General features: G+C 60.9%; 13 protein-coding genes and 1 pseudogene. 8 read left to right on the top strand and 6 right to left on the bottom strand.

What is annotated here, in order from left to right:
- The first annotated feature begins 122 nt into the window (after window positions 1-122).
- Together ACTH3D_RS03860 and ACTH3D_RS03855 are read left to right on the top strand one after the other, a co-directional pair.
- Window positions 123-1,148, top strand: a complete 1,026-nt coding sequence (locus ACTH3D_RS03860; protein ID WP_441665437.1) for a FecCD family ABC transporter permease — start codon at window positions 123-125, stop codon at window positions 1,146-1,148.
- A gap of 56 nt (window positions 1,149-1,204) precedes the next feature.
- Window positions 1,205-1,885: pseudogene (locus tag ACTH3D_RS03855) on the top strand (ATP-binding cassette domain-containing protein); the annotation flags it as partial.
- Here ACTH3D_RS03855 and ACTH3D_RS03850 read toward each other — a convergent pair.
- The 3 genes from ACTH3D_RS03850 to ACTH3D_RS03840 are packed head-to-tail and all read right to left on the bottom strand — an operon-like array spanning window position 1,882 to window position 4,136.
- Window positions 1,882-2,532 (bottom strand): CDP-alcohol phosphatidyltransferase family protein, encoded by a 651-nt coding sequence (locus tag ACTH3D_RS03850; RefSeq protein WP_441665435.1) that lies wholly within the window; start codon window positions 2,530-2,532, stop codon window positions 1,882-1,884. The pseudogene ACTH3D_RS03855 and the gene ACTH3D_RS03850 overlap by 4 nt on opposite strands.
- 1 nt (window position 2,533) lies before the next feature.
- A complete protein-coding gene (locus tag ACTH3D_RS03845; RefSeq protein ID WP_441665433.1) occupies window positions 2,534-3,475 on the bottom strand; it encodes a phosphatidate cytidylyltransferase in 942 nt (313 codons plus the stop codon).
- Complete coding sequence (locus ACTH3D_RS03840; RefSeq protein WP_441665431.1) at window positions 3,465-4,136, bottom strand: lysophospholipid acyltransferase family protein; 672 nt, start codon at window positions 4,134-4,136, stop codon at window positions 3,465-3,467. The genes ACTH3D_RS03845 and ACTH3D_RS03840 overlap by 11 nt, the downstream gene beginning before the upstream one ends.
- Before the next feature lie 189 nt (window positions 4,137-4,325).
- On the opposite strand from ACTH3D_RS03840, the gene gmk reads away from it, so the two are divergent.
- The 4 genes from gmk (at window position 4,326) to ACTH3D_RS03820 (ending at window position 7,961) form a co-directional block, all read left to right on the top strand.
- Window positions 4,326-4,949 (top strand): guanylate kinase, encoded by a 624-nt coding sequence (gmk, locus tag ACTH3D_RS03835; protein ID WP_441665429.1) that lies wholly within the window; start codon window positions 4,326-4,328, stop codon window positions 4,947-4,949.
- A 94-nt stretch (window positions 4,950-5,043) separates the two neighbouring features.
- Window positions 5,044-5,307, top strand: a complete 264-nt coding sequence (gene rpoZ, locus ACTH3D_RS03830; RefSeq protein ID WP_441665427.1) for a DNA-directed RNA polymerase subunit omega — start codon at window positions 5,044-5,046, stop codon at window positions 5,305-5,307.
- A gap of 71 nt (window positions 5,308-5,378) precedes the next feature.
- Complete coding sequence (locus ACTH3D_RS03825; protein WP_441665424.1) at window positions 5,379-7,514, top strand: RelA/SpoT family protein; 2,136 nt, start codon at window positions 5,379-5,381, stop codon at window positions 7,512-7,514.
- A 57-nt stretch (window positions 7,515-7,571) separates the two neighbouring features.
- Entirely contained in the window at window positions 7,572-7,961 is a 390-nt protein-coding gene (locus ACTH3D_RS03820) for a RidA family protein (RefSeq protein ID WP_441665422.1), read from the top strand.
- Between the two features lie 32 nt (window positions 7,962-7,993).
- Here the strand turns inward: ACTH3D_RS03820 and thpR are convergent, their stop codons facing one another.
- Window positions 7,994-8,524: an RNA 2',3'-cyclic phosphodiesterase gene (thpR, locus tag ACTH3D_RS03815; RefSeq protein ID WP_441665420.1), complete on the bottom strand. Its 531-nt coding sequence runs from the start codon at window positions 8,522-8,524 to the stop codon at window positions 7,994-7,996.
- A gap of 19 nt (window positions 8,525-8,543) precedes the next feature.
- Window positions 8,544-9,419: an SDR family oxidoreductase gene (locus tag ACTH3D_RS03810; RefSeq protein ID WP_441665418.1), complete on the bottom strand. Its 876-nt coding sequence runs from the start codon at window positions 9,417-9,419 to the stop codon at window positions 8,544-8,546.
- Window positions 9,420-9,570: 151 nt separating this feature from the next.
- On the opposite strand from ACTH3D_RS03810, the gene ACTH3D_RS03805 reads away from it, so the two are divergent.
- Both ACTH3D_RS03805 and recG read left to right on the top strand, forming a co-directional pair.
- Entirely contained in the window at window positions 9,571-10,527 is a 957-nt protein-coding gene (locus ACTH3D_RS03805; protein WP_441665416.1) for a LysR substrate-binding domain-containing protein, read from the top strand.
- Entirely contained in the window at window positions 10,524-12,605 is a 2,082-nt protein-coding gene (recG, locus tag ACTH3D_RS03800; protein ID WP_441665414.1) for an ATP-dependent DNA helicase RecG, read from the top strand. The genes ACTH3D_RS03805 and recG overlap by 4 nt, the downstream gene beginning before the upstream one ends.
- 17 nt (window positions 12,606-12,622) lie before the next feature.
- On the opposite strand, the gene ACTH3D_RS03795 is transcribed toward recG, so the two are convergent.
- Window positions 12,623-13,399, bottom strand: a complete 777-nt coding sequence (locus tag ACTH3D_RS03795; RefSeq protein WP_441665412.1) for a ferredoxin--NADP reductase — start codon at window positions 13,397-13,399, stop codon at window positions 12,623-12,625.
- Window positions 13,400-13,434 lie beyond the last annotated feature (35 nt).

Below are 13,434 nucleotides of genomic sequence, written 5' to 3'. Positions count from 1 at the left end.
GGCAAGCATCAGCACTATGTCAGCGTGGATAGCGTAGCCCTGCTCAGCATCACCCCACGCACGCCTCAGGCGCTACTGGATCTGCACGCTGCGCTGTCAGAGATCAGTCGGCCGGAGGCACCATGAAGTCCGCTGCCCTGCTTAGATCCCGCTGGCAACTACGGCCTGTCGGCGCCTGTCAGCTGCTGGTATTCGGCTTGCTACTGGCGCTGGTCTGGTCGCTGTCCAGCGGGCCGCTGGGCGTCTCCCTGGCGATGCTCAACGGTGAGGCACCGCACAGCGCCTGGCAGATTTGGTGGCAGTTACGCGTACCGCGCGTGATGCTGGGGTTGTGCGTGGGCATGTTACTGTCCGGGAGCGGTGCTGCCATGCAGGGGTTGTTCCGTAATCCGTTGGCCGACCCCACGTTATTGGGCATGGCCAGCGGAGCAGGCCTGGCGGTGGCATTGTGGATAGTACTGATCGGCGGCAGTGACAGTTCTTTCGGGCTGTATGGCCAGTTCATTGCCGGCTTCAGCGGCGCCTTCGCCGTGGGGCTTCTGGTCTTCTTCATCGGTGCCAGAGGCCAAGGGGCCAGCAGCCTGTTCACCCTACTGCTGGCCGGCCTGGCCATCAATACCTTGGCCGGTGCTGGTGGCGGTGTGCTGGCCTTTGTGGCCAGCGATGAGCAGCTACGCCAACTCAGCCTGTGGGGAATGGGCAGTTTGGCCAATGCCCTGTGGCCGCCGGTAATCGGCCTGCTGACTTGCGCCCCCGTGGCGCTATGGGGATTGTTGCGCAGCCGCCACGAGCTGGACCTGCTGCAGCTTGGTGAACTGACCGCTCATAGCGCGGGTCTCGACGCACCACGCTTACGTCGTCGCGTCGTTCTGGCTACCGCGCTGGGGGTGGGCGTCAGCGTTGCGCTAGCCGGCATCATCGGCTTCATTGGCCTGCTGGTGCCGCACTGCCTGCGCTTGTGGCTGGGACCAAGCCATCGCTTGCTAATACCCGCTTCGATGCTGGGCGGCGCCGTACTGTTGTTACTGGCAGATACCCTGGCCCGCAGCCTGGCCGCCCCCGCCGAGCTGCCAGTGGGACTACTCACCAGCCTAATTGGCGGCCCCTATTTCTTATGGCTGTTACTGCGTGGCAGACCCTCATGCTAACCCTGGACAACGCCGGATTCACTCAGCTGCCGAAGCTTTTGCCTTTTAGCGACCGGGTGCGGCCCGGTGAACTGCTGGCTATCGTCGGACCCAACGGCGCGGGCAAAAGCACGCTGCTGAGCTTGCTTTCCGGCTTTCGCGCTCCACACTCTGGGCAGGTGTGTATCGACAACATCAGCCTGGCCGCCTGGGATCGTCAGGCTCTGGCGGCCCGTCGTGCAGTGGTTGCTCAGCGCGAACAGCCGGTTTTCGACTGGCGCGCAAAAGACCTGGCAACACTCGGTGCCCGCGCCAGCGAGGCCGAGGCCTGCCACTGGATGCGAGAGATGGATATGACGCATCTATCCAGTCGCTTCGCACCAACACTATCCGGCGGAGAACTGCAGCGGGTAATGATTGTTCGCGCGCTGTGTCAGCTCGCCCAAACATCGCAGCCTTCACGGCTGCTGCTACTCGATGAACCCACCAGCGCCCTGGATATTGGCCAGCAGCAGGCACTGATGCGGCTACTGCTGCGTCTTACCCGCAAGCACGCCATGGGCGTAGTGTGCGTGTTGCACGACATCAACCTGGCGCTGCGCTTTACCGACCGCGTGTGGCTGATTGACCAGGGTAAGCGCATTGCTGCCGGCAGCCCCGACCAAGTGCTCAGCACCTCACGTCTGGCCAAGACGTACCGCGTTGAACTCGACGATATCCAGCACGGCAACGACCGCTGGCTCGCCATCAGGCGCTAGTCGCGGCCACCGCTCGCCATGGCCAACCGCAAACGCCGGCCACGCCGCCAGGCAGTAATCAGACTACCGATGGCAATCAGCCACAGTGCTGCGAGTAATAGCTCATCGCGCCCACCCCATAACGGCGCAAACAAGCTAAGCAGGGTCGCGCCGGTCAGTAGCGCCATGCGGTGCGGCTTGGCCATGGGGCCGACAAAGTCAGCGACCTGCCCGCAGGCTTGGCCAAAGGCACGCACGTAGGCGGTCAGAATGGCCAGAGCCGCTGCCGCCCAGCCCAGCGCTGGCTCACTGATGGCGTAACCAGCGGCGACCAGAATCAAGGTATCCGAAACGCGGTCCGGCACCTCATTCCAGAACGCGCCCTCGGCAGAGGCCTTGCCCGACTCGATAGCCAGCATGCCGTCAAACAGGTTGCACAAAAGCCGCCCTTGGCAGCCCAGCACCGCCAGCACCAGCCACAGCCCTCGCACCCAACCTTCACTATGCCCAGCAAGCAGGTAACAGCCACCAGCAATAGCCGCTGCCAGCATGCTCAGCTGAGACACCCGGTCTGGTGTTAGCGACGTTGCTGCCAGCCGACGTGCAATCGTCCGAGCCCAGCCGGTGTCGCGGCTGGCCAGCGGGCGTCGATCATTATTCATTGCCATCTTATGTCACCGACCAGAAGTAGCGCACTACGTGAAAGAAAATCGGCGCCGAGAACACCACCGAGTCGAGCCGGTCGATGAAGCCGCCGTGGCCCTCAATCAGATGCCCCCAGTCCTTGATGCCGCGATCACGCTTGATCGCCGACATCACCAGTCCACCGAGAAAGCCAAGCAGCGCAATCATCAGCGCCAACCCCGCCGAAGCGAGCACGCTAAACGGCGTCATCCAAGCAAGCCCGGCGCCCACCAGCGTGGCACTGGCCACGCCGCCGACGAAGCCTTCGACGGTCTTGGACGGAGACAAACTAGGTGCGATCTTGCGCCGCCCGAGTAGCTTGCCCCACACGTACTGCAGCACATCGCTGAGCTGAACCACCACGATCAGAAACGCGATCAGCAGCACGTTACGGTTTTCATAGCCCGGGATGTCCAGGCTCAGTAGCGCCGGCACATGCGAGGCACAGAACACGCAGATCATCAGTGCCCATTGCACTTCGGCCACGCGCACCAGAAAGCCCTGGCTGTCGCCGCGCAGGGTGGCCAGAATCGGCAGCAGCAGGAACGCATAGACTGGAATGAAGATCGAATACATGCCGTAATACTCGATCCAGATAAAGTAGTACTGCACCGGCACCACCACGAAGAATGCCACCGCCAGCGCCCAGTGATCGGCGCGACGCGCATTGACCAGAGTGACGAACTCACGCAGCGCCGAGAACGAAGCAAACGCGAACAGGATCACCACCCCAGTCTTGCCGCCGAGAAAGGCCAGTGCCATCAGCGCCACCATGATCCACCAGGAACGGATGCGCTGATTGAGGTTTTCGATCACACCACTGCCGCCCCGGGGTGAATAGCGCCGCTGCAGTACATAGCCAATCAACGAGGCCACCACCAGCAGTGCGCCGATGCCAGAAAGCAGGGTAATAAGGTCAGGGTGCATGATCAGGCTCCTGATCTGACTGATGGCCGGGCTGATAGTCAGGGTTCAGCGTCGAAAGGACTGCGGCAGCGCGGCTCAGGAAAGCCGCTTTGTCTTCGTTGGGTTCAAGCGCCACCGGCTCGCCAAAGGTCACGGTACAGATCAGCGGAATCGGCACGAACTCACCCTTGGGCATCACCCGGTTGAGATTGGCGATCCACACTGGCACCAGTTCCGCCTCGGGGCAGGCCCGGGCCAGATGATACAGCCCGCTTTTGAACGGCTGTAGAGGTTGGCCCCCGAGATTGCGGGTGCCTTCGGGAAACAGAATCAGGGAATCACCATTGTACAGCGCCTGGCTCATGGTTTCGATGGGATTGTCTTGGCGCGTGTCAGCGTTGCGATCAATTAGTACTGCCTTAAATACATCACGGATCAACCAACTGCGCAGCCGACCATTCAGCCAGTAGTCGGCCCCCGCCACCGGGCGTGTGCGGCGCCGCAAAGGCGGCGGCAGCACCGTCCATACCAGAATGAAATCACCATGACTGGCGTGATTGGCGAAGTAGATGCGCTGCCTCTCCACCGGTGCAACCCCGGCCCAGATGCCGCGTACAGCGGTAATGAAGCGCGCAAAAAGACGTACCAGCGTCGCCACCAGCGACGAGATTATCTGGCTCATCAAACTCTATCCTTCCCTGACTGACAAAATTACGACTAGATAATGACAGCATGGGATGGCCAAGAGAAGCCGCGGACACTGGAGTCAGCGGTAAAATATGCGATACTTCACCCTTCATGTTTCATTGTCATTCCAGCCTGTGACCCGCATCTGCTGTCACGCTCCGCCGTCGAAACAGGAACACCTGCCATGCCTCAAGGAACCCTTTTCATCGTTTCCGCTCCTTCCGGTGCCGGCAAGACCAGCCTGGTGCGCGAGCTGATTGACCGCCTGGACGGCATTCAGGTCTCGGTATCACATACTACGCGCGGGCGCCGTCCGGGTGAGGTCAACGGCGTGAACTACCATTTTGTCGAGCACGCCGACTTCGTGGCGATGATTGAACGCGGCGAGTTCTTTGAGCACGCCCAAGTGTTCGACAATCATTACGGCACCTCTCGCGTCACCGTTGAACGCATGCTGGCTGCCGGCCAGGACGTGATTCTCGAAATCGACTGGCAAGGCGCCCGCCAGGCTCGTGAGCAGATGCCCGATGCGGTATCGATTTTCATCCTGCCGCCCTCGCGGGATGAGCTGGAAAACCGCCTGTCTGGCCGCGGCACCGACGAGCACGCCGTTATCGCAGCACGGATGCGTGAAGCGATCAGCGAAATGTCGCATTACAGCGAATACGACTACCTGGTCATCAATGACGACTTCACCACTGCACTTAATGAGCTGCAGTCACTGGTCATAGCCCGCCGCCAGCAACGCGAACGCATGCAGGCACGCCACGGCTCCCTGCTGGCCGCGCTCTTGTCAGATGCGCCCTGAGTCGAGTAATCTAAGAGGTCTACTCATTGGTATATGCACCGGCGCGTGATGCGCTGGCTGTCGTTGCCATCACCCCTTTCTCAGGAACACATCCATGGCGCGAGTTACCGTCGAAGACTGTCTGGAAAACGTCGAAAACCGCTTCAAGCTGGTGATGATCTCTACCCATCGCGCACGCCAGCTGGCTCGTGGCTCCCGCGATGCGCTGGTACCGTGGGAAAACGACAAGCCCACTGTCGTGGCACTGCGTGAAATCGCGGCAGGCCTGGTAGATCACACAGTGCTCAACGAGCCTCTGGAAGCGGCACCGATTCGCCAGCGTCCCGATTTCAACGCGAGCCTTCCTATCGAAGAGTGAGGTCATGAGTCACTGCAATCCAGGTGACAGTCCACTTTTCGGGATCACCGATCGCACTCAGGGCATGCCGAATGTTCACCATCGATGACCTGGCCGACCGCCTCGGCGGCTATCTCCAAGCGCATGAAATCCGCCAGGTCAGGCGCGCCTTTTACTATGCAGAACAGGCCCACGACGGTCAGCGCCGTCGCTCCGGCGAACCTTACGTAACGCACCCTCTTGCCGTTGCCAACATCCTGGCCAATATGCACATGGACGCCCAGAGCCTGATGGCGGCCATGTTGCACGATGTGATCGAAGACACCGGCGTGGACAAACCCGCCATGGCAGAACAGTTCGGTGAAGAGGTTGCCGAGCTGGTTGATGGCGTTTCCAAGCTGACCCAGATCACCTTCGAGGACAAGGCCGTTGCCCAGGCCGAGAACTTCCAGAAGATGGTGTTGGCGATGTCCCGTGATATTCGGGTCATCATCGTCAAGCTAGCCGACCGGCTGCACAATATGCGCACCCTGGGCGCCCTGCGCCCGGACAAAAAACGGCGCATTGCCCGCGAAACGCTGGAAATCTACGCCCGCATCGCCAGCCGGCTAGGCATCAATACCATCCGCATCGAACTTGAGGACCTGTCTTTCCAGGCGCTCTATCCGATGCGCTCGGAACGCATCAAGCGTGCTGTGGCTAGCGCCCGAGGGCATCGCCGCTCGGCGATACAGCAGGTCCAGAACAGCCTGCAGAAATGCCTCGACGACGAAGGCCTGTCCGGCTCGGTCATCGGCCGCCAAAAGCATCTGTTATCCATCTATCGCAAGATGCGTGACCAGCGTAAGCCGTTTGCGGAAATCATGGATGTGTTCGGTTTCCGCATCATTACGGAAGATGTGGACAGCTGCTACCGTATCCTTGGCCTAGTACACAATCTGTACAAACCGGTGCCCGGGCGCTTCAAGGACTACATTGCCATTCCCAAGGCTAACGGCTACCAGAGCCTTCACACCACGCTATTCGGCACCGAGGGCATGCCCATCGAGGTGCAGATACGCACTCGTGAAATGGAAGCCATGGCTAACAATGGCGTAGCGGCTCACTGGCTGTACAAAGCCGGCCAGACCGATCATCCCATCGCTGAAGGCAGCCATGCCCGAGCCCGTTCCTGGGTCAAGGGTCTGCTGGAAATGCAGCGCCACGCTGGCGACTCGCTAGAATTCATCGAGCATGTCAAAAACGACCTGTTCCCCGATGATATCTACATTTTTACTCCCCGCGGCGACATCATGGAGCTGCCCCAGGGCGCTACGGTGCTCGACTTCGCCTACAGCGTACACACCGATATCGGCAACCAGTGCATCGCCTGCCGTATTGACCGGCATCTCGCGCCGCTCTCTACCCAGCTGCAAAGCGGCCAGACACTGGAAATCATTACGGCGCCCGGTGCACGGCCAAGCCCGGCCTGGCTCAATGTAGTGATTACGGCCAAGGCACGCTCGGCAATTCGCCATGCGCTTACGCACCAGCAGCAGGCCGAAGCTGTCCAGTTGGGCCGCCACCTGCTTAACAAAGCGCTAAGCGCCTTCGAGACCAGCCTGGATGAACTAAGCGCCCCTACCCTAGCTTTGCTGCGCGACGAGTACGGCGTACAGGACAATAACAGCCTGCTGGAGTCCATCGGGCTTGGCACGCGTATCGCACAGATAGTGGCACAGCGACTGTTGAAGCTGGAGCATGGCGACGCACCGATCGACCATCAGACAGGGCGGCAACCCCAGGGGCCGATCATCATCAGCGGTAGCGAAGGCATGGTGGTCAAGTTTGCCCGTTGCTGCCACCCGCTGCCCGGCGATGACGTGATTGGTCATCTGTCGGCTGGCAAGGGCGTCGTGGTGCATCGCCAGGAGTGCCGCAACCTTGCCGAGCTGAAAAGCGACCCGGACAAACTGTTTGCGATGGAATGGTCGCCAGAAGCTGACGACGACTACTTGGTGCCGCTACGCCTGGAAATCGAAACGCGACGCGGCTTGGTGGCAGAACTGGCCGCATTGGTGACCGATGCCGGTGCCAATATCGAACGCATTGATATCGAAGAGCGCGACGCACATTTATCGATCGTCAATATGACCCTGGCAGTACGTGATCGCGTGCACTTGGCGCGGATCATAAAACGCATGCGCAACTTACATAACGTAGGCAAAATCAGCCGCCTGGGTAACTGACTCCGGCACGTGATACGTGCTACTTTCGCTTTTTCCCCATCCGCTCTGGAGACGCCCGTGAGCAATAAAGCTGTTATCAACACCGATCAGGCCCCTGCCGCTATTGGCCCCTACTCCCAGGCCATCAAGGCCGGCAACACCGTCTACGTCTCCGGCCAGATTCCACTGGACCCGACCACCATGGAGATCGTCGACGGCGACTTCGAAGCCCAAGCGCGGCAGGTGTTTACCAACCTGAAAGCCGTCTGCGAACAGGCACCCGGCAGCCTGCAGGATATCGTCAAGCTGAACCTCTTCCTGGTTGACCTGGATAACTTCGCCATCATCAATAAGGTGATGGAAGAGTTTTTCGAGGCTCCCTTCCCCGCCCGTGCTGCCATTGGCGTCAAGGCACTGCCCAAAGGCAGCCAGGTGGAAGCTGACGCCATCATGGTCATCAATAACTAAGACGCCTAGCGGCGGCGGGGCTGGTGCCAGCATCAGGTTGAATGATTATCTGGCAGAGCCGAGTGCGCCAACACGCTATAGCAACTGCCTTCCCACCCTACTTCCGACTGCACCAGCGCAAGGCGCTGGTAGTCCCAGCTCAGTGCAGGCGCTGGCAGCTCATCACCGACCGGCGGTGCTGCCCGGCGCAGCAGGCTGACGTGGGGCACGAAGGCCAGCGGCCTGCCTTCGATACCCAGCGGTGCCAAGTTATCCCACAGTGACGCCTGAAGGGCGTGTAACGGTGCATTGTGTTGGTCGCTGCCCACCCAGACGATGCCGGGGCGAGAGAAATACCCCCAACGATCCAGCTGCCACTGCCCAGGTGTCACTTGCATGGCGCAAACTCGCTTAGCAAGACGCACCGCCAGCGACTCCGGCTGCTCGCCGAGAAAGGCCAGGGTCAGGTGCAGGTTGTCATCGGGTACGCGCCGCCCGCCATAATGCAGGTAAGCAGCATCAACCAACCCGGAAAGGGTCGGCTTGAGAGACGCCGGGGGCAGCAGGGCAAGGAAGAGCCGCATGCCAGTAACCCCGAAGAGCCTAACGCTTACCAGCCGGCAAAAAGCCGCCTTCACGCAACACTTGGGCATATCCTTCACGGAACGTCGGATAGCGGAACTCATAGCCACTTTCCAGCAACAGCGCATTGCTGCAACGCTTGCTGGCACGTCGTCGCAGCGGCGACTGCATGATCTCGGTGGCCTCGACCTTAAGCTGAGCAGCGATCCACGCCATCACATCATGCAGCGGTGATGGTTCGCTGTCAGTGCCCAGATAGATAGGCTTCAGTGGCTCATCCTTCAAGGCAACTTCTATCAGATGCGCCAGCACACCAGCACAATCATCGCGGTGAATACGGTTGGAATACATCACCGGCGTGGCTGGTGCTATGCGCCCCTCGCTCACCTGGCGAATCAGGCCCTCGCGGCCCGGGCCATAGATACCCGAAAAACGCACCACACTGCCGGGAAACTGGTGTTTCAGCAGCACCTGCTCGGCCTGATGCATCAGAATGCCGGAAAAGCCACTGGGCTCCGCCGGGCTCTGCTCATCGACTTGCTCACCCTCTTGCTGCCCATAGACACTGGCCGAGGACACAAACAGCACCCATTTTGGCTGCTGTGTGCGACCTTCAAGCTCGTTTAGCACTGCAGTCAAGCCATCGGGATAGGCGGCCCGGTAGGCGCCTTCGTCGAAACGGTCCGCTGCGACAGCATAGACGACGATATCTGCCTCAGGCAGCGCACCTAGCGTTGCCGGATCGGAAAGATCAATCATCACCCCTTCGATACCGCTGCCTTCCAGCTTGTGGGGCTGACGCCTAGCACCAATCACCCGCTGGCCCGCCTCAATAAGCCGTTTGCCTAAGGCGATACCAATATCTCCGCAGCCGACTATCAACGTTGTTGTCTTCACCTTTGCCTCGCCCCCTGTTACAACCATGGTTACAATCATGGCTAGCAAATAAGGAATCAGGCCTCCCGGGCGCTTCTGACGCCGTGGCTGACCTCGGGCCAGCTCACTTCGGCCAGGGAATGCAGCAAGATAAAGGAAGCCCAGTACTCCGATGACTCTAACAGAACTACGCTATATCGTAACCTTGGCCCAAGAGCGCCATTTCGGGCGCGCCGCCGAGCGCTGCTTTGTCTCCCAACCCACCCTATCGGTGGCTGTCAAGAAGCTGGAAGACGAGCTGGGCGTGGCGCTTTTTGAGCGCTCCAGGGCAGCTGTACAAACCACGCCACTGGGCGAAAAGATCGTTGCCCAGGCCCAGCGGGTGCTGGAACAGGCCAGCCGCATCAATGAGCTGGCCACTGCCGGCCGCGATCAGCTGTCCAGCCCACTGCGCATTGGCGCGATTTATACCATTGGCCCTTATCTGTTTCCGCACCTGATACCGGCACTGACCCGACGCGCACCGCAAATGCCGCTGTATATCGAAGAAGGTCTGACCGGCGATCTGCGTCGCAAGCTGCGTAACGGCGAGCTTGACGCCATTATCGTTGCGCTGCCCTTTACCGAGACCGATGTGGTCACCAAACCGCTCTACGATGAGCTATTCGAGGTGCTGCTACCCGCCGACCACGCCTGGGCCAACCGCTCCGCCATCGACAAGGAAGATCTGCTCGGCGAGCGCCTGTTGCTGCTGGGCGAGGGCCACTGCTTCCGCGACCAGATTCTCGAGGCCTGCCCGGCCATCAGCTACAAACTTAATAACCCAGACAATACCCTGATTGCCGAGGGCGGCTCACTGGAAACCATTCGCCACATGGTGGCATCGCGCTTAGGAATCACCGTGTTGCCGCAGTCGGCTATCGGCACCAGCCACTACGAGAGCGGCCTACTGATCAGCCGCCCGTTCACGCCCCCGGCGCCCGGACGTACCGTGGCGATTGCCTGGCGCGCCAGCTTTCCGCGCCCCAAGGCCATCGATGCCGTCACCGACGCCATCGCGCTCTGCACACCGCGCGCCACTGGCGATGCTGCCGAGGCGTCGCCCACCACCCGCACGACACCAGCATGAGCTCGCTTGATGCTCCGGTCACTGAGCTCAAGGGCGTCGGCGAAGCACTGGCCATCAAGCTCGAGCGACTGGGCATCGCCCGGGTCAGCGATCTGCTGTTTCACCTGCCGCTGCGCTACCAGGACCGCACACGCATCACCCCGATTGCCACTCTGCGCTCCGGCGACGAGGCCGTGGTGGAAGGCGTAATCGCCGCCGCCGACGTGGTTCAGGGGCGCCGCCGCAGCCTGCTGATTCGACTGAGCGATATCGGCGCCGTAATCAGCCTGCGATTTTTCTATTTCTCCCCAGCCCAGCAACAGCAGTTTCAGCCCGGCACTCGCGTTCGAGCCTTCGGTGAGGCCCGCGCTGGGGCGACCGGGCTTGAGATCTATCATCCCGAATATCGTCTGATCAGCGATAGCACGCCGCCGGTGGAAGATCATCTCACCCCGATCTACCCCACCACTGCCGGGCTGCACCAGTCGCGCCTGCGTGCGTTGATCGGCCAGGCCTTCGAGCAGCTGGACGCTAATCCCGACGCTCTACCGGAATGGATCCCTGAAGCGCTGCGCCAGCGCTTCAAGCTGCCCGAGCTACATCGTTGCCTGCGGGCTCTGCATTACCCGACACCGGATACCGACCCCGAGCGCCTTGCAGCAGGGCAGCACCCGGCCACGCGACGTCTGGCGCTGGAAGAACTACTGGCCCACCAGCTGAGCCTACGCGAGGTGCGCCTGCGCATTCAGCAGGATGGTGCACCGCCGCTGCCGGACGGGCGGAACCTGCAGGCCCGTTTTCTGACCCAACTGCCCTTCTCGCTAACCGGCGCCCAACGTCGCGTGCTGGATGAGATTCGTCTGGACCTGGCCACCACCTGCCCCATGCTGCGGCTGGTCCAAGGCGACGTTGGTTCCGGCAAAACTGTGGTCGCCGCCATGGCGGCTCTATCGGCCATTGCTGGCGACTGCCAGGCGGCCATGATGGCACCCACCGAAATTCTTGCCGAACAGCACTATCGCTCATTCCGCGACTGGTTCGAGCCATTGGGCATCGACGTGGCCTGGCTGTCCGGCAAACTCAAGGGCAAGCAGCGTCTCGACACCAAGGCGGCGATTCAGGATGGCCGGGCACGCATGATTGTCGGCACCCACGCGCTCTTTCAGGACGACGTGCACTTCCAGCGCCTGGGCTTGGCGATCATCGACGAGCAGCACCGTTTCGGTGTGCACCAGCGCCTGGCCCTGCGCGAGAAAGGCGAGGCCGGCGGTCTCACACCACATCAGCTGGTCATGACCGCCACGCCGATTCCGCGCACCTTGGCCATGAGCGCCTACGCCGATCTCGATGTGTCAGTCATTGATGAGTTGCCACCCGGTCGCACGCCGGTCAAAACCGTGGCAATGCCCGACGAGCGCCGCCCTGAAATCACCGAGCGCATTAGAAACGCCTGTGCCGACGGCCGCCAGGCCTACTGGGTCTGCACGCTGATCGAAGAATCTGAAGCCCTGCAATGCCAGGCCGCTGAAGCCACCCGGGATGAGCTGGCAGAAACGCTGTCGGAACTGAATATCGGCCTGGTACACGGGCGCATGAAGCCCGCCGAGAAGGCCGCGGTGATGGATGCGTTCAAGACAGGTGATCTGGATCTGCTGGTGGCCACTACGGTGATCGAGGTCGGCGTCGACGTACCCAACGCCAGCCTGATGATTATCGAGAACCCCGAGCGCCTGGGGTTATCGCAGCTGCATCAGCTGCGCGGTCGTGTCGGGCGCGGCGCTATCGCCAGCTTCTGTGTGCTGCTCTACCACCCACCGCTGTCCCAGCACTCAAAGCGACGACTCAGCGTGATGCGTGAAACCAACGATGGCTTTCGCATCGCCGAGGAGGATCTCGCCATCCGTGGCCCCGGTGAGGTGCTTGGCACCCGCCAGACCGGCCTGGCGCAGATGAAAATTGCCGATCTGGAGCGCGACGCCGACCTGCTCACCCGTGTGACACCGCTGGCCGATGCCTTGCTTGCCCAACACCCCGAAGCCAGCCAGCCGCTTATCCGCCGCTGGCTCGGCAAGGAAGCCAGCCGCTACGGGCAGGTGTAGGGCTCACTTCTCAACACTCACTTCTCAACAAACGCCCGCTCAATCACATAACCGCCCGGGTCGCCCATACGCGGCGAAATACTGAACCCCAGCTCGTCGAGCAGTGCGCTAGTATCTTCCAGCATCGCCGGGCTGCCACAGATCATGGCGCGATCCTGGCGCGGGTCGATGGCCGGCAGGCCAGCATCTGCGGTGAGCTTGCCACTGCGGATATGCTCGGTCAGACGCCCCATGGTATGGAACGACTCGCGAGTTACGGTGGGATAATAGATCAGCTTTTCAGTGATGTCTTCTCCCAAGTACTCGTGAGCCGGCAACTCTTTCTGAATAAAGTCGGCATAGGCCAGCTCACTGGTCTGACGCACGCCATGCACTAGCACGACCTTCTCGAAACGCTCGTAGGTTTCGGGATCTTGTATCAGGCTCATAAACGGGGCCAATCCGGTGCCGGTAGACAACAGATACAGGTTGCGGCCAGGCAGAAGATCGTCCAGCACCAGTGTGCCGGTCGGCTTGCGGCTGACCATGATCTGGTCGCCCACCTTGAGGTGTTGCAGGCGCGAGGTCAGGGGGCCGTCTGGCACCTTGATGCTGAAAAACTCCAGGTGGTCTTCATAGTTGGGGCTGGCTACGGAGTAAGCCCGCATCAACGGTTTGCCATCCACCTCAAGGCCAATCATCACGAACTGGCCATTCTTGAAGCGCAGACTGCGCTCACGGGTAGTGCGGAAGCTAAACAGGGTACCGTTCCAGTGGTGAACACTGAGAACGTCTTCCAGGGCAAACTTGCTCATCGGGACTCCATATTTCCAAAGTGCATAATTAAGCG

The organism is Halomonas sp. (assembly GCF_052095765.1).
Taxonomy (GTDB): Bacteria; Pseudomonadota; Gammaproteobacteria; order Pseudomonadales; family Halomonadaceae; genus Halomonas.
The sequence above is the reverse complement of the archived record's forward strand: the minus strand, read 5'-3'. Positions and strand labels throughout refer to the sequence as shown.